Source organism: Anaerolentibacter hominis, from assembly GCF_032380675.1.
Classification (GTDB): domain Bacteria; phylum Bacillota; class Clostridia; order Lachnospirales; family Lachnospiraceae; genus Anaerolentibacter; species Anaerolentibacter hominis.
The window spans coordinates 423,257-441,781 of the sequence record NZ_JAWDIX010000002.1; the positions used below are offsets into that span (position 1 = coordinate 423,257).

An 18,525-nucleotide genomic window follows, 5' to 3' on the forward strand; every position below is an offset into this window, starting at 1 on the left:
CTTGATTAATTCCCAAAAGTAATATATTATTGATCCATAAGGGGAGGGAAGTGGAGGAAAATGGTTTGTTATGGTTCAAAGTGAGTTTATCACACCGTCCACTTGCCTTAGTAACAGCCAAAGATGCAGTATCGATGGCAGAAGATACATAAGAGCACACCGTAGATACGTGTGGGCTATGCAGCACGTATAGATGGGAAGAGCAGGTGATAACAATGTTCATGGGTGAATTTAATCATACGATTGATTCAAAAGGCCGGGTAATTATGCCGGCTAAGTTTCGTGATGCCCTTGGAGAGGAATTTGTGATCACCGTAGGCCTGGATGGATGTCTGTTCGTTTATCCCCAGGAGGACTGGGAGAAATTTATGAAGGAAATGCTGGCTCTGCCGGGAAATAAGGAAGTCAGGCAGATGCAGAGATACTTCTTTTCCAATGCAATTTCCTGTGAGATAGACAAGCAGGGAAGGGTACTGATCCCTTCCAAGCTTCGGGATGCCGGAAAGCTGGAGAAAGATGTGGTTTTTGTAGGCGTCATGAACAAGATAGAAATCTGGAGCAAGGAACGTTGGCTTGCCAACAATACCTATGACAATATGGACGAAATTGCCGAGCGGATGTCGGAATATGGTTTAGGGTTTTAAACGGAAAGGCGTGGTAGAAAAATGTGCTTTTCGCATAAGTCGGTTTTATTGCAGGAGACGATTAGCCAGCTGTGTATAAAACCGGATGGTATTTATGTGGACGGGACCCTGGGCGGAGCCGGACATTCCTATGAGATATGCAGACAGCTGTCGGAGCGGGGCAGACTGATCGGGATTGACCAGGATGCGGATGCGGTCAGGGCAGCAGAGGAACGTCTGCGGGAATTTGGAACAAGGGCAGTTGTCGTCAGGAATAACTACTGTAATATGGAGCAGGTTCTTAATGAGCTCGGTATCGGACAGGTTGACGGAATTCTGCTGGATCTGGGCGTTTCTTCCTACCAGCTGGATACAGCCGAACGGGGATTTTCCTATCGGGAGGATGCGCCGCTGGATATGCGGATGGACGACCGGCAGGAACAGACCGCCAGAGATATCGTGAACGGATACACCGAGATGGAGCTGTACCGGATGATACGGGATTACGGGGAGGACAAGTTTGCCAAAAACATTGCCAAGCATATTGTGAGGGCCCGGAGCGAGAAACCGGTGGAAACCACGATGGAGCTGGCACAGATTATAAAGGGAGCGATTCCGGCCAGAGTCAGAGAGGGAAAAGGCCATCCGGCCAAACAGACCTTTCAGGCCATCCGGATCGAGCTGAACAGAGAACTGGAAGTTCTGGAACAATCGTTGGATGGAATGATCGCACGGCTGAGAGACAGGGGAAGAATCTGCATTATCACATTTCATTCTCTGGAGGACCGGATTGTGAAATCCAGTTTCCGCAGAAATGAAAATCCCTGTACCTGCCCGCCGAATTTTCCGGTGTGCGTATGCAATAAAGTATCGGCCGGCCGGGTAATTACCAGAAAAGCGATTTTGCCATCGGAGCAGGAGCTGGAAGATAATCCCAGATCCAAAAGCGCAAAGCTGAGAGTATTTGAACGCAGGGTAAATACTCCGGAATCCGGAGAAAAATAGAACGATATACAGAAACACTTAAAACACAAAGCGGGCGGGAAGATCCGTCTGCCAAAGCATAATAACGACCAGGTTACAAAAGATGCAGGAACCGAATAGAACGAAATGGTGGATAGAAGAGAATCGTCTATCTGTAGTTTTTTGAACCATTTTTTAGGAGGTCCCGGGATGAGTTCACAGGCAGGAAGGACGAAAATCAAATGTCGCAGCAGAATAGATATTCATACACCAGACAAAGACAATTGAATACCGGGCGCTCATACAACACCAGCCAGTACCGCGGCAGCTATTCCGGCAATCATTATACGCATTCCCATACGTATACGCAGGGAAATGCCGCCAGAAACCTGGAGGTCGTCCCGCTTCCGGACTATGTAAGACCGGAACGGCCGCAGATACAGGACCCGGTCAATGAGGAAGAAAGAAGCCGGAGAAGCAGGCTGAAACGGGAAAAGGCGATGGCCAGAAACCTGGATGTGGTTTCTGTGCTGTTTCTCACTCTGGCATCGGTAATTACGGTATATATGCTTGTCAGCTTTCTGACAGTCCGCACGGACGTGACTCAGATGAGCCGCAATGTGGTAACGCTGCAGAATGAAATCAGAGATTTAAAAACAGATAATTCAGCAGAGCTTACCAAGATCAATGCCAATATTGATCTGTCTCATATCTACAAGGTAGCAACAGAGGAACTGGGCATGGTACATGCCAGCCGAAACCGTGTGATTGCATATGAGAGTACCAAGAGTGATTTTGTAAAACAATACGGGGAGATTCCGGAGACGGAGTCTGAGAATATTTTGGATACAGTCATTGGCGGAATTAAGAATTGGAGTTCACATGAATAACAGCAGAAGGAATACACAGACAAAAAGAAAAAAGTTATTTACAACGAAAATGAGAAGCAGCCTGCTTCTCGTTTTTGCCGTTATTTTTATCATGTTTCTGGCAGTTATGGCCGCCGTCACGATGGTGAACAGGCGAAATGGAGAAAGATATAAAAAAAGGGTGCTCTCCCAGCAGACCTATGTAAGTTCGGCTATTCCCTATAAGAGAGGAAGCATTACGGACCGGAACGGTACAGTTTTGGCAACCAGCATCCGGGTCTATAATCTGATCATTGAGCCCAAGACGATCCTGTCCAAAGATGAATACAGGGAGCCCACCATTCAGGCGCTGACACAGAACTTTGACGTTACCGAGGAAGAACTCAACCAGATACTGGCGGAGAAACCGAATTCCCAGTATGTGGTGCTCCGGAAGAAACTGGAGGATGATGAAAAGAAAGCCTATGACGATTATGTAGAGGCCCATAAGGAAGCGCTGAAGGAAGAAAAAAAGCAGAATGATATTCAAGGCGTATGGTTTGAGCTGGCCTATGACAGAAGATATCCGTTAAATGATGTGGCCTGCGGCGTTTTGGGCTTTACCTACACGGACAATGAAGGGAACTGGGGCCTGGAAGAGTATTATAATGACGAGCTAAACGGCGTTAACGGCAGATCCTACGGCTATTATGATTCCGAGATGAATCTTCAGAGAACGGTTCAGAATCCCACGGATGGCAACAGCCTGGTGACCACGATTGACGCAAATGTACAGTCGATCGTACAGAAACGGCTGACAAAATTTGTGGAGGAAGTAGGCTGTAAAAATATCGGCTGCATTATGATGAATCCCAATAACGGGGAAGTCTATGCCATGGCCGGCTATCCATTTTATGATCTAAATAACCCGAGAGACCTTACACCGTATTACTCAAAAAAGAAGCTGAAAAAAATGAGCGAGGAAGAGCAGGTAGATGCTCTGAGCAAGCTCTGGAGAAATTTCTGTGTCAGCGATGCCTATGAACCGGGCTCTACATTCAAGCCATTTACGGTTGCGGCAGCCTACGAGGAGTCGAAGATAACCCCAAACAAGACCTATTACTGCCCCGGCTATTATGAGGTGGCGGGCAAGAAAATCGGCTGCGCCCATAAAGAAGGGCATGGAACGATCAACGTACCGGAGAGCATCGCCTACTCCTGTAATCCGGCCCTGATGCAGATCGGGGAACGGCTGGGGCGGGCCAGCTTCTATAAATATACGAGACTTTTTAACTTTGGTTATAAAACCGGCATTGATCTGCCAGGTGAATCCAGCGGTATCACCTTTAACGAGTCGGGGTTAAATGCCCAGGAGCTTGCCACTGCCAGCTTCGGTCAGGGGCAGACCGTAACCATGATACAGCTGATGAGCGCGTTCTGTTCGCTGATCAACGACGGGGAATACTATGAGCCTCATATTGTGAGCCAGGTTGTAAACTCCAACGGAGCGGTAGTGGAGGATATCGAACCCCTTCTGGTGAAACGGACGGTCAGCCCCCAGACCAGCAGGGAACTGCGTTCAGAGATGAAACTGGCTGTTACGAAAGGAACCGCGGTAAAGGCTCAGATTGAAGGGTTTGAGATCGGAGGGAAAACCGGAACTGCAGAGAAATTTCCCCGTGGCAACGAAAAATACCTGGTTTCTTTTATTGGATTTTCCCCGGTGGAAAATCCCCAGGTTGCCATATATGTGATTATAGATGAACCGGATGTTGCAAAGCAGGCCAACAGCGCCTATGCAATCGAGGTGGCAAAGGACATCATGGAAGAAACGCTCCCGTTTCTGGGTGTTTATTCCAGCAAGGAGCCGGAAAAGACTGACACGAAAGAAAACGACACAAAGAAGGAAGATGGTACCAAAAAGAAGAAAGAGCCGAAAAAAGATCTGCCTTCCGGAACCGATGAGCTGGGCGGAGGAATTTTTGACGACGCACCGGATGTGGGGACTGGTCTGTTAGATCAGGGAGAAGACCCGGATGGACAAGATGATCCGGGACAGGAATAAAAGGAGTAACGGATTAATAAAATAAAAGGATAAGATATTTAAGAGGTATTATCCTTGGCTCAGGTGAAGACATACAACCGTAAGGGTTTTTTTACGGTGATTCTGGTAATCAGTCTGGCTGTTGTGTTCCTGATGGGGCGGCTGGGATATCTGATGGTGGCCCAGGCCGACCACTATGGCAGCATGGCCAAAGCGCTTCATGAGAGGGAGCGTCCCATTAAAGCGATGCGCGGGAAAATACTGGACTGCAACGGCGTGGTACTCGCGGACAATAAGCCTGTGTGTACAGTCTCAGTCATACACAGTCAGATAAAAGAACCGGAGCGGGTCATTGAAGTACTCTGCTCTGAACTGGGTCTGTCGGAGGAAACGGTCCGCAAACGGGTGGAAAAGGTATCTTCCATTGAGCGGATCAAGGCAAATATACCGAAAGAGACAGCCGACCGGATTCGGGAATATGACCTGGCAGGCGTTATGATTGATGAAGATTATAAACGATATTATCCGTTAAGCACCCTGGCCTCCAAGGTGATTGGTTTTACGGGGGGCGACAATCAGGGTATCATCGGTCTGGAAGTAGAGTATGAGAAATACTTAAAAGGGATAGACGGCAAGATATTAACCCTGACGACCGCATCCGGCGTGGAAATTAAAAATGCCGCAGAGGACCGGCAGGAGCCGATTGCCGGCAACGACCTGGTACTGACTCTGGATGTGAACATACAGAAATATGCGGAGCAGGCGGCCGCAAAGGTGATGGAAGCAAAGGGAGCCAAAAATGTTAAGATGCTTATCATGAATCCGCAGAATGGTGAGATATATGCCTGTGTGAATGTACCGGAGTTTGACTTAAACGATCCGTTTACCCTGATAGGGGAGGAAGAAAATACGGTAGCCTCCCAGGAAAAGAAGATGGATCTGTTAAATGAGATGTGGCGAAATGGCTGTATCAGCGATACATATGAACCTGGCTCCACATTTAAAATAATCACAGCGGCATCGGCGCTGGAAGCGGGCGTTGTGTCCTTAAATGATTCCTTTTACTGTCCTGGTTACAAGATCGTGGAAGACAGAAGAATCCGCTGTCATAAAGCCGGAGGACATGGGTCGGAGACTTTTGTGGATGGCATCAAGAATTCCTGCAACCCGGTGTTTATGGAAATCGGAGGAAGACTGGGGATAGAGCGGTTCTATCACTATATGGAACGGCTGGGCCTGTTTCAGAAAACCGGTGTGGATGTACCCGGTGAAGCCGGTTCCATCATGCATAAGGTAGAAGATGTAAAGGCGGTAGAGCTGGCGACGGTATCTTTCGGCCAGTCATTTCAGATTACGCCCCTGCAGCTTCTGACCGCGGCCAGTACGGTAATCAACGGAGGGCATTCCATTACCCCTCATTTTGCAAAAGAAATAAAAAACCAGGATGGAGAAGTGATTTATACGCCATCCTATAAACAGAAGGATGGAATGATATCCTCTGAGACATCGGCTACCATGCGGGATCTTCTGGAAAAGGTTGTGGCAGAAGGAACCGGAAAGCGGGCATACATCGAAGGCTTTCGCATCGGAGGGAAGACAGCGACTTCGGAAAAGCTGCCCAGAAGCAGCAACAAGTATATATCCTCGTTTGTGGGCTTTGCTCCCGCCGATAACCCTCAGGTAATTGGGATCGTCCTGATCGACGAGCCGGTGGGAATCTATTATGGCGGTACGATAGCGGCTCCGGTCATCCAGGAGGTATTTGAAAATATCCTGCCTTATCTGGGAACGGAGACGGTGACAGTGGAAACAGATTAAAAAAGCGGGTCTTCGCAGAAAACTATGGTAAGTTGAGCGCATGACTGTTAGAATGTTTTTATTGAAAAATTATAATAGAGAATTATAATAGTAAAACAAGAGAAGAAGAGTACAAGGGGAGGGCTTTGTACTATCTATTCTGCCGGAGCAGAATAGGAAAATGCATGGGGGTTAAGAAAATGCTGAATCAAGTGATTGTACCGGTTATATTATCTTTTTTTGTGAGCGTACTGCTCAGTCCGATTTTTATTCCATTTCTTCATAAGCTGAAATTCGGACAGTTTATACGGGAAGAGGGACCGCAGTCCCACCAGAAAAAATCAGGTACGCCGACCATGGGCGGGCTGATCATTTTGCTGAGTGTCATTGTGACTTCTCTGGTATTTATGAAGGGTAATCCAGATATTATACCGGTGCTTTTTGTGACGATCGGATTTGGCATTATTGGATTTTTAGACGATTATATCAAGGTGGTCATGAAACGGAATCTGGGATTGAAAGCCTGGCAGAAAATGCTGGCGCAGATAGTGGTAACCGGTGTATTCGGCTACTATATCCTACACTATACGGATCTGGGGACGACGGTGCTGGTGCCATTTACCCACGGAACATACTGGAATCTGGGCGGGCTGTTTCTCCCATTTCTGTTTGTCGTAGTGCTGGGTACGGTTAATGGTGTGAATTTTACGGATGGTCTGGACGGCCTGGCCTCCGGAGTGACCGTGCTGGTAGCTACATTTTTTACCGTTGTGGCAGTGGGTATGAATATGGGACTCTCCGTCATAACAAGTGCGGTTGCGGGAGCGCTTCTGGGTTTCCTGGTTTATAATGTTTATCCCGCAAAGATTTTTATGGGGGATACAGGTTCCCTCGCTCTGGGAGGTTTTGTGGTCGGCACGGCTTTTATGCTGCGCATGCCGTTATTTATCCTGATCGTGGGCTTCATTTATTTCGCGGAGATTTTATCCGTCATGCTTCAGGTAACCTATTTTAAACTGACCCACGGCAAACGTATTTTTAAAATGGCCCCGATCCATCACCACTTTGAACTGTGCGGGTGGTCGGAGACCAGAGTGGTAACCGTATTTTCGATTGTAACAGCCCTGCTCTGTCTGGTGGGCTTCTATGCAATATAGGGAGGATTTTCATGGTTCAGAATAACAAAGTACTGGTTGTCGGATTTGGAAAAAGCGGTACGGCAGCCGCGGCCCTGCTTGAGGAAAAGGGTGCGGATGTCATTCTGTATGACAGCAATGAAATGAAATCGGTGCAGGAAGTACAGGAAAAACTTCCCGCGGGATTTCACGGACAGATGATAGCCGGAGTTTTGCCGGAGGAAATAAAAACAGGGCTTTCCCTTGTTGTTCTCAGCCCGGGGGTTCCCACGGATATTCCCATGGTAAATGAGCTGCGGGATGCAGGCGTTCCGATCTGGGGTGAGATTGAGTTAGCCTACCGGTTTGGCAAGGGAAAAATAATCGCTGTTACAGGGACAAACGGAAAGACAACGACGACGGCTCTCACCGGGGAGATTATGAAGACCTGGTATCAGAGTGTATTTGTAGTTGGAAATATCGGAGATCCCTATACGCTGGAAGTGGATAAGATGGGAGAGGACTCGGTGACGGTCGCGGAAATCAGCAGCTTTCAGCTGGAAACAATACATAAGTTCCGTCCGGATGTAAGTGCGATCCTGAATATAACGCCGGACCATTTAAACCGCCATCATACAATGGAAAATTACATTGATGCGAAATTGAGTATAACCAGAAATCAGACGAAAGAACAGGTCTGTGTGCTGAATTATGAAGATGAAGTGCTGCAAAAGAAAGCGGCCGAAATCCCTGCAAAGGTTGTATTTTTCAGCAGCAGGAGGACACTTAGGGACGGTATCTGCCTCATCGGGGATGAAATCTGCCTGTGCCGGGCCGGAACGTCCGAACCTTTGTGCAATATACATGAGCTGCGTCTGCTGGGCGAACATAACTATGAAAATGTGATGGCAGCCATTGCCATGTCCATGCATGCCGGCGTACCTATGGATCACATTCTGAAAGCGGTGAAAGAGTTCCGCGCGGTGGAACACCGGATCGAGTATGTGGATGAGATTAACGGCGTGAAATACTTTAATGACTCCAAGGGAACGAACCCGGATGCTGCGATCAAAGGTATCCAGGCCATGCCCGGCCCCACCTGCCTCATCGGCGGCGGGTACGACAAAGGTTCATCTTATGACGAATGGATCGAGGCTTTCGATGGAAAAGTAAAAAAACTTGTGCTGCTGGGTGCGACAAGGGACGCGATTGCGGACTGTGCAAGGGCCCACGGCTTTACAGATATTATTCTGACCGATACGCTGAAAGAAGCGGTGGAACTATGTGCCGCCCATGCGGCTCCGGGAGAATGTGTGCTGCTTTCTCCGGCCTGCGCAAGCTGGGGTATGTTTGAGAACTACGAGCAGCGGGGAGATCTGTTTAAGGAATATGTGAATAAAATGAAGAAGGAAGAATGAAGAAGGAAGAATGAGTGAAAGTTGCGGAGACGCAAGTGAAAACGAGAATGAAGATGGAATAATGAATAAGGAAGAGCGGGTGAAAGCTGCGGCGGAGCCGCAAGTGAAAACGAGCTGCATGCAGCTCGGTGAAAAGCCGCTCTTTGAGCAGGTAAAAATGTTCCTTCGGAACAGTGAAAGCAAGCCTGCGGCTTGATGATTTTTTCATGACGGATTATATGATTGTAGGAGGCGTTTTAAGTTCATGGCGAGACTGGCGAAGGATTATAAAGATGATACATTGCGTCCTCACGGCTATTTTGATTATAGCCTGTTATTTTTGACGCTTTTTTTGGTTTGTTTTGGTCTCGTGATGATTTACAGCACCAGTTCCTATACTTCCCAGGTGCGTTACGGCGATTCCATGTATTTTTTGAAAAAGCAGGCCCTCAGTGCCATTCTTGGGATTGCCGCCATGCTGTTTATGGGCAAGGTGATCGATTACCGGATTATTATTAAGAAGCTTCCGATTATCCGCATGACGCCGGCGACTCTTTTATATCTGGTTTCCATCGGACTGCAGGTTCTGGTTCTGTTTATTGGAGAGGATATCAACGGTGCCAAGCGCTGGATTAAGGTGCCTTTACTTGGCTCGTTCCAGCCTTCTGAGATTTCCAAGGTAGCCACGGTTTTATTTGTGGCTTACCTGGTTTATATTGCGCCGCGGAAACTGGATAAAATGGCGGGATTATTCCGGATTGCCCTGTATATTGCCCCGCTGCTGGGTCTGATCGCCAAGGAGAACTTAAGTACCGCTATTATTATCGCGGGTATTTTTATTACAATCTGTTTTGTGGCCAGCCGCAGAAAGTGGTATTATATTGTGGCCGCTCTGGGGCTTGTGGCGGTTGGGGCCGCGTTTATTTTCCTGGTGGATTACCGTGGAGAACGAATTGATGTGTGGCTGAATGTGGAAACGCATGAGAAGGGCTTCCAGATTCTTCAGGGTCTGTATGCGATTGCGTCCGGCGGTCTGTTTGGCACCGGACTGGGGGAGAGCATGCAGAAGCTGGGCTTTATACCGGAGTCTCACAATGATATGATCTTTGCCGTTATCTGTGAAGAGCTGGGACTGTTCGGGGCAATTATGGTTATTATGCTGTTTTTGCTTCTGTTATGGAGAATCTTTATTATCGCCATCAGTGCGCCGGACCTTTTCGGAGGGCTGATCTGTGTGGGTGTTATGGCGCAGATCGCCATTCAGGTTATCATAAATATTGCCGTTGTTACAAACAGTATTCCGTCTACGGGCATACCGCTGCCCTTTATCAGTTACGGAGGCACGTCCGTAGCCATTCTGCTGGCTGAGATGGGGGTTGTCCTGTCTGTGTCCAACCAGATTACACACCAGAGAAATTGAGGTGTCTATGGAAGAGGATATTAAGCTTCGGGTTTTGAAGGAAAAGAAAAAAAAGCGGCGCAGCCGTCTTCGGCTGCGTTTGGCCGTTGTGGCAGGCCTGGTTTTTCTGGCCGCGGTATTTCTTCTTGTTTTCAGGGTGAAAAATGTGGAAATAACGGGTAATACCTACTATACGGAGGAACAGTTAAAGGATCTGCTGATTCAGGATGGCAAGGACAGAAATACGCTGTATCTTTATATGAAAATAAAAAACATGAAAAAAAACAGCATACCGTTTATTGATATGCTGGATGTGGACTTTGTGTCGCCTGGTACACTTAAAATCGGTGTGTATGAAAAACCGATTGTGGGCTGTGTCCGGTATATGGGCCAATATATTTATTTTGACAAGGACGGCGTTGTGGTGGAAACGGCGGAGGAGGAACTGGACGGAATCCTCTATATAGGAGGGATGAACGTAAAGGGTTTTGCTCTCTACCAGAAAATGCAGGTAGAAGACGGCAGGATATTCGATACGGTCCGGAATCTGGCCATGCTGATTAAAAAGTACGAACTGAATGTGGACAAGATCCAGTTCGGCGTCAGCGGGGAAGTAACCTTGTACGCAGGGGATGTGGTGGTGCCGATGGGAAGGAGAGAGATATACGACGAACCGATAGCGGAATTATCAAAGCTGCTCCCGAAGACGGAGGGACTGAAGGGGACGCTGGATATGACTAATTTTGTACCGGGACAGAAGCAGGTGATTTTTCAGGAAAACTAAAAAATAAACCTTGATATTTTATATAAATACCTTTATTATTAATATGATATGCCATAGATATTTTTGACGGGCCCAGGGAGACACTATAGTTAAGTTTTCAGGGTTTTCGAAGCGCCGGCGGCAGCCGGACAAGCGTCTTAAGCAAAATAGAAACCAGACAGATACGGTTAAGGGAGGACAAAAGTCGTGTTGGAAATCAGAACAAATGAGCCGGATGCAGCAGCCAGAATATTAGTGATAGGCGTGGGCGGAGCCGGCAATAACGCGGTAAACCGAATGATTGACGAGGGCATAATCGGAGTGGATTTTGCATGTGTAAATACAGATAAGCAGCATTTGAAGAGCTGCAAGTCATCCATCTGCATTCAGATCGGAGAGAAGCTGACCAAGGGCCTTGGCGCCGGGGCTCAGCCTGAGATGGGCAAGAAGGCGGCGGAAGAAAGCACCGAGGAACTGACCGATCTGATCAAGGACTACGATATGGTTTTTGTTACCTGCGGTATGGGCGGCGGCACCGGAACAGGTGCGGCACCGGTTATCGCCGGTATTTCCAAGAATCTGGGTATACTGACAGTCGGCATTGTGACCAAGCCGTTCCGTTTTGAGGCAAAGACACGTATGTCCAATGCTCTTGAGGGTATTACCAATTTAAGAGAAAATGTGGACACGCTGATTGTTATCCCCAATGATAAACTTCTGGAGATTGTAGACCGCCGTACAACGATGCCGGAAGCCTTGAAGAAGGCTGACGAGGTCCTTCAGCAGGGTGTACAGGGTATCACGGATCTGATCAATGTACCTGGTCTGATTAATCTGGATTTTGCGGATGTGCAGACAGTTATGAAGGACAAGGGTGTGGCCCATATTGGTATCGGCGTGGGCTTTGGCGATGAGAAGTGTATGGACGCTGTGAAGCAGGCAACCACCAGTCCCCTTCTGGAGACAACGATCCAGGGCGCAAGTCATGTTATTATCAATGTATCCGGCGATATCAGCCTGATTGAGGCCAACGATGCGGCTTCTTATGTTCAGGAGCTGGCAGGCGATGATGCCAACATTATCTTCGGTGCAATGTATGATGAAAATAATCCGGATGCTGCCAGTATCACGGTCATTGCAACCGGACTGCAGGAAGCAAAGGGAAGTAAGCCTCAGGCTGGAAAGAGCAGGGCTGATTTTTCTAAGTTTCAGTCCAGACCACAGAGCAGTTACCGGCCGACTCCCAATCCGACACCGACACAGAACACCATGCCGGGTTATAAACCGTCTTTCCAGAGCCAGGCTCCTGCTCACGAGCAGCAGGTAAGACAGGTAACACCTCGTTCTGCCGGCAATCCAAATCCCAATCAGGGCGGAGGAGACGGAGGAATCAAGATTCCGGACTTTTTGAAGAACCGTACCAATTAAATAGAATCAGATAAGAGATTGTTACGCCCGCAAATGGATTATTTGCGGGCGTTTATCATGGAAGTAGATAAGACTCCCCCCTTTATAGGTGGTGAGTAAATAACAAATTCGTCTAGGTGGGAGCCCAGTCTCCTTCCAAGATAAAGCCTCCGGCGGATTGCAGAGCCGCACAGATGTATTATGTCATGCAGAGCATGACGTGCGGCTCGCAGCAAGTACGCCGAGGCGTACTTGAATTATTCTTAAAACTATTCTTTTTTTCTTTTCCTTTCCTTTCTTTTTTCGACATCCCAATCTTCGCACATTTAAGGGGAATTCCTGAAATTTAGCAGATGTGAGGTCATTTCCTGACTGAAAATAACGCGGCATTTTGTCTTTTGCTGTTGGAAAAGCAAGATAAGTTACCGAATCCTCCCAGTCCTTTTGACAAATTTTTTGTAGGTGACGGGCTATAATAAAGTCCGGAGGTTGACATTGGAATCAGTTATCTACATAGACGTGTTTTTTTTCTTAAATGCAATTATGGATCTGTTGATTCTGGGGCTGGTTAATGAAATGATGCATCCCAGAGGCAGATGGAGGCGTATATTGCCGGCGGCACTTTTTGGCGCGCTGGCCGCCTGTCTGGATCTTATTTTTACACTGCCTGTTCTCCTGCGCATAATCCTGCTGTACGGAGTGACAGATGTGGTGATGGTTCTGCTTGCATGGGGGTACCCAGGGCCCCGCCGGCTGGTTCGAAGCTGTATTCTTCTATACGCTGTGAGCTGGCTGACTGCGGGTGCTTTTTCTTTTCTGTACCAGAGACTGAATAAGACATTCTGGCTCAGTGTCGGAATGACCGGTATAATCCTGTTTCTTTTTTTGAGACAGTTTTTACAGGAGAGAAAAGAAGAAAAAGGTTGTTTCCGGGTGGAAATTACATTCCAGGGGCGAAGCGTGAGTACGACTGGACTGCTGGATACCGGGAACAGTTTAAAGGACCCCACCACCGGAAAGCCGGTGGCAGTAGCAGAATCCGCTGTGATGAAGGAACTGCTTTGCAAGGACGTACTGGACTATGTAGATCGGGTAAGGATGATTCCCTACCATTCTGTGGGAAAACAGGGTGGATTGTTGACCGGCATCGTGGTCGATACACTGACCGTTTTTACCGAAACCGCACGTTTTGATAATGAAAAAGTAGTTGTTGGACTGTATGATGGGTTCTTATCCGGAAAGAATCGCTATCATTTGCTCATTCAGGAAGATTTTATCATGGAAGTAGATAAGACTCCCACCTCAATAGGTGGTAAGTAAATAACAAATTTGTCATGGTGGGAGCCCAGTCTCCTTCCAAGATAAAGCCTCCGGCGGATTGCAGAGCCGCGCAGATGTATTATGTCATGCAAAGCATGACGTGCGGCTCGCTTCAAGTACGCCGGGGCGTACTTGAAGCAGCACGGGTAGTTTCTGATACCCTGGCAACAAAGATAGAAGGAGAAGAAAGGTATGCTTTTAAAAATCGCTATTCCGAATAGATTTCAATTTCGTATGATTCAGGACTTTAAATCCATATTGCTGAAACAGACGAAGGGCGGAGATATCCATTATATCGGAGGAGCAGAAGTGCTTCCGCCGCCGTTAACACCACCTGAGGAAGCGGGTCTTTTGTGTATGCTGGGCACAGAGGAAGAGATGGATGCCAAAAAGACCCTGGTTGAACATAACCTGAGGCTGGTCGTATACATAGCGAAAAAATTCGATAATACCGGGGTTGGAGTGGAAGATCTGATTTCTATCGGCACCATCGGACTGATGAAGGCTATTAATACCTTTAACCCCTTAAAAAATATAAAACTTGCAACCTACGCGTCACGCTGTATTGAAAATGAGATACTGATGTATCTGCGCAGGAATAATAAAACCAAGCTGGAGGTTTCCATTGATGAACCATTGAATGTGGACTGGGATGGAAATGAACTGCTGCTGTCCGATATCCTGGGAACGGATGAAGATCTGGTTTACCGAAATCTGGAAGATGAAGTGGATAAAAAACTGCTCGGCAAGGCTCTGGGTAAGCTTTCCGAGAGGGAGAGAATCATTGTACAGCTCCGGTTCGGCCTGAATTCTCCCGACGGCAATGAAAAGACACAGAAAGAGGTGGCCGATCTGCTGGGCATCTCCCAATCTTATATATCCAGACTGGAAAAACGAATCATGAAACGGCTGAAAAAGGAAATTCTTCGGATGGAGTAAGACATATTTTTCTGAATAAGAGGGACCGCTGCTTTTGCAGCGGTCCCTGTCCGTGTTTGTACCTGAAATATTATGGATGCCGGCTTTGCTTTCCGGATATATACGAATCCAGCTCCCTGCAGAATATGGCCAGTGCATTCTGGCTCACCAGCTTGGGCTGCCGGTGGATGATACGGTAAACGGTTCTGGGCGGAGGCGGAGCAGTCAGTCTGAGCATATGAAACCCTTCTTCCCTGACCATCTGTGAGGCGACGCTGACAGGTACGATACTCCAGCAGCCTTCCGCTCTGATCGTACAGAACATCAGGGGCAGAGTATTTACATTTGCCCTGGGACGTACCGATGGATCAAAATGATTGTCGTGCCATTCCTGATAATTATTGCCCCACCAGTACATAATTTCCTTTCGATGATTCAGCTCTTCCGGAGCTATGGTCTTAGTGTCCGGTTTTTGCCTTCCATACTGCAATACTACCATTTCTTCCTGATAGATCGGTTCAGTGATCACATTTTCCCGTTTCAGAGGCTGAAAAAGAAGAGCGGTATCCAGCCCTTTATTTTCCACCAGAGTATAGAGCTCCAGTGTTGTCCGGTTCCGGAATTTGAAATCTATGTTCGGGCAGGATGCGACCATATGCTGAAAGAACGGTTCAAAGAGATGGCTGATCAGATTGTCGGAGCAGCCGATAGCCAGAAACATATTGGAATCCGCTGTCTTTAAAAAAGATGTTTCCTGCATCAGATTGACCCACTTTCTGGCAATGTCCACAAAAGCTTCTCCTTTTTCCGTAAGTTCAATCGTTCTCTGCCCCTTTTGACGCCTCATGAGCTCAAAACCGATTTTATCTTCCAGTAATTTCAGGCGCTGGCTGATGGTTGCCTGAGAGAGAAACATTTTTTCGGCGGCTTTTGATATACTGCCATAGGTTATTATGTTTAAAAAAGTTTCGATTTCTTCCTGATTCATATATCATCCCATATCGTCCGCATAGGAAAAGTATACGGCCAAACGATCCTTTCCTGAATTGTTCTTTGCCTGCTTCAAGTATACCATATAATATCATAAATAACTATATTTATTATAAATAATACTTGCTTTTCCTATATAACAAACTGGTGTATAACTAATCTTGTAAGGAAGTTCACGGTATAGGAAGGTGAAATTATATGGCTGAGGTAGTTTGCATTGGTATTGCAGTAGCGGATGTGCTGATAAAAGGATGCCGGATGGAACGTTATAACGACGAGATTTATCTGGCTGATTCAGTAGAAATAAATATGGGCGGAGATGCATTTAACGAGGCGGTTATTCTGTCCAGGCTTGGCCATAAAACAAAACTTCTCTGCGGACTGGGCCGGGATATGCAGGGTGACGCTATGACAATGAGGGCTCAGAGAGAGGGAATTGATACAAGCGGGATTATGTACAGCAGCGAGGATAAAACACCCATCTTCGTGCTCATGATTGATGACAGCGGAGAGCGCAAATGCATTTCTGCCGGACCGAGCCGGGCGGCATTTTTTTATCCGGATGTCTCGGAGATAAAAGGCGCCAGGGCTGTTTCTCTGGCCAGCCTTTATCGCCATCCATTTACGGAGCCGGACGTTTTGCTTAAGGTGGCCGCCGCGGCAAAGGCGGAAGGGGCTTATGTCTGTGCAGACATTAAAACAGGGGATGTCAGGCAGAAGCTTTCCGATCTGGGCGAAGGCTTAACCTATATAGATTATCTATTCCCGAATGAGGCGGAAGCCCGCTTTTATTCCGGGGAGAGTGAGCCGGAGAAAATGGCGGATTATTTCCTTGGCCTGGGGATCGGCCATGTCATCATAAAGCTGGGCGCCCGGGGGTGCTTCGGGAAGTCTGATGCGGAAAGCTTTTACGTCCCGGGATATGCAGTAAAAGCAGTGGATGGCACAGGAGCAGGAGATAACTTCGCATCCGGATTTATTGCCGCCTTGCTGGAGGGAAAGGACTTCAGAGGCTGCTGTGAATTTGCATCCGCCGTGGCAGCGGTATCGGTACAGTATATGGGAGCAACAACAGGAGTGACAGACAGGAATAAGGTAGAAGCATTTCTGGAAACGCAAAACAGGTAACTTCCGTCCGACGCCGGAAACAGCGGGATGGTTGTAAATAGAAGGAGGATATCAGTATGAAGAGAAGACACTATAATATTTTTCAGGAAGACGGCAAGGCGGTTGTTCTGGCATTTGATCACGGCAGAGACGGCCGCGAGATGGGTGTGAATGAGACGGAGGTAATAAAAGCGGCCAGAAGAGGCGGGGCAGATGCTATTCTGGTTAGTTATGGAACTGCAAAATACAACAAAGAAGCTATTGGAAATATGGGCTTGATTATCCGTCTGGACACGACTCCGTCAGCGATTGGAAAAAATAAAGAGAAGAATGTGCCGGATATTTCTTATCAGGTTGAAGATATGGCCCGCTTTGGCGCGGACGCCTGCATCGTCATGGGTTTTCCGTCAGGGGATTTTGACTATGAAATGACAAGACTGGTTGCTCACGTAGTGACAGAATGTGATAAATATGGAATTCTTTCCGCCGCAGAAATGCTGCCGAATGGATTTTCTTCTGACCCGGAGGACCGTACGTTAGAGAAAATGGGCATTGCCCTTCGCAATGGTTCTGCTCTGGGCTGTGATTTTATTAAGACAGATTATGTGGGAACGCCGGAAGAATACAAAGCCCTTGTGGATACCTGCGCGGCGCCGGTACTGGTACTGGGAAATGGAAAAACAGATGAGAGAACATTCCTGCAGACAATCCGAAATGCAATGGATGCCGGATGCAAGGGCCTGATCTGCGGCAAAAATATCTGGCAGTGCAAAGATATCGAGGGAATGCTGCGTGCACTGAACAAAATAGTGCACGAGGATGCAGGTGTGGATGAAGCAATGAAGGAGCTCCATTTATAGGAGCATATTTGATGAGATGCCGTAAATTTTGTTTGCGGTATCTCAACCCCTCAAAAAGATTTATATGAGACATCCCGATGCTGGCACTTTTGCGGGAAGATATGTTATCATATACGGTATAGGAGGTGCAGGCAGATGAATTATGTGACATTAAATAACGGTGTAAAGATTCCTCAGATCGGGCTTGGAGTGTTCCGGCTGCCGGAAGAGGAAGAAGCAGTCCGCACGGTGAAAATGGGGCTTGAAAACGGATACCGCCATATTGATACGGCGACAATTTATCAAAACGAAGCCGCTGTGGGCCGGGCGGTCCGGGAGAGCGGCGTGCCCAGAGATGAAATTTTTATTACAACCAAGGTGTGGAATGACAAACAGAGAACAGGTGAGGTTGAGGCTTCCTTTGAAGCCAGCTTAAAGGCCCTTGATACCGATTATATTGATCTCTATCTGGTCCATTGGCCGGTTCCGGCGTATTTTAAGAATACCTGGAAGAAGCTGGAGAAAATTTACAGTTCAGGCAAGATCCGTGCAGTGGGCGTAAGTAATTTCCGCATCCAGGACCTGAAAGCACTGGAGGAAGTCTCTGATCTGGTTCCAGCAGTGAATCAGATTGAACTGCAGCCATATTTTCAGCAGTATGAGCTGGTGGAATACTGTGAGAGCAAAGGGATTAAGGTGGAGGCCTGGGGTCCGTTTACCGCGGGAAAAACGGGGCTGTTTAAAGAGCCTGTCCTTGTGAACCTGTCGGAAAAGTACGGTAAGACTCCTGCTCAGATTATCCTGCGCTTTGATGTGCAGAGGGGTATTATTCCTCTTCCCAAATCATCCAGTCCGGCCAGACAGAAGGAAAATCTGGATGTTTTTGATTTTGAGCTGACGAATGAGGAGATGGGAATGCTGAAAAGTATGGACTGCGGCGGCAGAGTAGGCCGAAATCCGGACAACAGTGATTTTGAGTAATGAAAGATTATGAT

17 protein-coding genes are annotated in these 18,525 nt (G+C 47.5%); 16 read left to right on the forward strand and 1 reads right to left on the reverse strand.

Features of this window, described 5'->3' with window-relative positions:
- The first annotated feature begins 215 nt into the window (after positions 1-215).
- The 13 genes from mraZ to sigE all read left to right on the forward strand — a co-directional run bounded on the left by mraZ (position 216) and on the right by sigE (position 14,615).
- Positions 216-644: a division/cell wall cluster transcriptional repressor MraZ gene (gene mraZ / locus ABCW47_RS11165; protein WP_343210066.1), complete on the forward strand. Its 429-nt coding sequence runs from the start codon at positions 216-218 to the stop codon at positions 642-644.
- Positions 645-665: 21 nt separating this feature from the next.
- Positions 666-1,628, forward strand: coding sequence for a 16S rRNA (cytosine(1402)-N(4))-methyltransferase RsmH (gene rsmH, locus ABCW47_RS11170; protein ID WP_343209997.1), 963 nt, complete (start codon positions 666-668; stop codon positions 1,626-1,628).
- Positions 1,629-1,828: 200 nt separating this feature from the next.
- Entirely contained in the window at positions 1,829-2,476 is a 648-nt protein-coding gene (locus ABCW47_RS11175; RefSeq protein WP_343209998.1) for an FtsB/FtsL family cell division protein, read from the forward strand.
- Positions 2,469-4,499 carry a peptidoglycan D,D-transpeptidase FtsI family protein gene (locus tag ABCW47_RS11180; RefSeq protein ID WP_343209999.1) on the forward strand — a complete coding sequence of 677 codons (2,031 nt, stop codon included), beginning with the start codon at positions 2,469-2,471 and terminating at the stop codon, positions 4,497-4,499. Before ABCW47_RS11175 ends, ABCW47_RS11180 begins: the two co-directional genes overlap by 8 nt.
- A 63-nt stretch (positions 4,500-4,562) precedes the next feature.
- Positions 4,563-6,296 (forward strand): peptidoglycan D,D-transpeptidase FtsI family protein, encoded by a 1,734-nt coding sequence (locus tag ABCW47_RS11185; RefSeq protein WP_343210067.1) that lies wholly within the window; start codon positions 4,563-4,565, stop codon positions 6,294-6,296.
- A gap of 179 nt (positions 6,297-6,475) precedes the next feature.
- Complete coding sequence (gene mraY / locus ABCW47_RS11190) at positions 6,476-7,432, forward strand: phospho-N-acetylmuramoyl-pentapeptide-transferase (RefSeq protein WP_343210000.1); 957 nt, start codon at positions 6,476-6,478, stop codon at positions 7,430-7,432.
- An 11-nt stretch (positions 7,433-7,443) separates the two neighbouring features.
- The gene (gene murD, locus ABCW47_RS11195; RefSeq protein WP_343210001.1) at positions 7,444-8,808 is read left to right on the forward strand and encodes a UDP-N-acetylmuramoyl-L-alanine--D-glutamate ligase; all 1,365 of its coding nucleotides are present in this window, start codon (positions 7,444-7,446) and stop codon (positions 8,806-8,808) included.
- A gap of 10 nt (positions 8,809-8,818) precedes the next feature.
- Complete coding sequence (locus ABCW47_RS11200; RefSeq protein ID WP_343210002.1) at positions 8,819-9,004, forward strand: hypothetical protein; 186 nt, start codon at positions 8,819-8,821, stop codon at positions 9,002-9,004.
- 48 nt (positions 9,005-9,052) lie between these two features.
- Complete coding sequence (locus ABCW47_RS11205) at positions 9,053-10,207, forward strand: FtsW/RodA/SpoVE family cell cycle protein (RefSeq protein WP_343210003.1); 1,155 nt, start codon at positions 9,053-9,055, stop codon at positions 10,205-10,207.
- A gap of 7 nt (positions 10,208-10,214) precedes the next feature.
- The gene (locus tag ABCW47_RS11210; RefSeq protein ID WP_343210004.1) at positions 10,215-10,970 is read left to right on the forward strand and encodes a cell division protein FtsQ/DivIB; all 756 of its coding nucleotides are present in this window, start codon (positions 10,215-10,217) and stop codon (positions 10,968-10,970) included.
- Between the two features lie 186 nt (positions 10,971-11,156).
- On the forward strand, positions 11,157-12,377 hold the full coding sequence (gene ftsZ / locus ABCW47_RS11215) for a cell division protein FtsZ (protein ID WP_343210005.1): 1,221 nt from the start codon (positions 11,157-11,159) through the stop codon (positions 12,375-12,377).
- 474 nt (positions 12,378-12,851) lie between these two features.
- Positions 12,852-13,676, forward strand: a complete 825-nt coding sequence (locus ABCW47_RS11220) for a sigma-E processing peptidase SpoIIGA (RefSeq protein WP_343210006.1) — start codon at positions 12,852-12,854, stop codon at positions 13,674-13,676.
- A gap of 192 nt (positions 13,677-13,868) precedes the next feature.
- Positions 13,869-14,615 carry an RNA polymerase sporulation sigma factor SigE gene (gene sigE / locus ABCW47_RS11225; protein ID WP_343210007.1) on the forward strand — a complete coding sequence of 249 codons (747 nt, stop codon included), beginning with the start codon at positions 13,869-13,871 and terminating at the stop codon, positions 14,613-14,615.
- 70 nt (positions 14,616-14,685) lie between these two features.
- Here the strand turns inward: sigE and ABCW47_RS11230 are convergent, their stop codons facing one another.
- A complete protein-coding gene (locus ABCW47_RS11230; RefSeq protein WP_343210008.1) occupies positions 14,686-15,582 on the reverse strand; it encodes a LysR family transcriptional regulator in 897 nt (298 codons plus the stop codon).
- A 200-nt stretch (positions 15,583-15,782) separates the two neighbouring features.
- On the opposite strand from ABCW47_RS11230, the gene ABCW47_RS11235 reads away from it, so the two are divergent.
- The 3 genes from ABCW47_RS11235 (at position 15,783) to ABCW47_RS11245 (ending at position 18,511) form a co-directional block, all read left to right on the forward strand.
- Positions 15,783-16,712 carry a carbohydrate kinase family protein gene (locus tag ABCW47_RS11235; protein ID WP_343210009.1) on the forward strand — a complete coding sequence of 310 codons (930 nt, stop codon included), beginning with the start codon at positions 15,783-15,785 and terminating at the stop codon, positions 16,710-16,712.
- A gap of 56 nt (positions 16,713-16,768) precedes the next feature.
- A complete protein-coding gene (locus ABCW47_RS11240) occupies positions 16,769-17,551 on the forward strand; it encodes a class I fructose-bisphosphate aldolase (protein ID WP_343210010.1) in 783 nt (260 codons plus the stop codon).
- 135 nt (positions 17,552-17,686) lie between these two features.
- On the forward strand, positions 17,687-18,511 hold the full coding sequence (locus tag ABCW47_RS11245; protein WP_343210011.1) for an aldo/keto reductase: 825 nt from the start codon (positions 17,687-17,689) through the stop codon (positions 18,509-18,511).
- Positions 18,512-18,525: the final 14 nt, after the last annotated feature.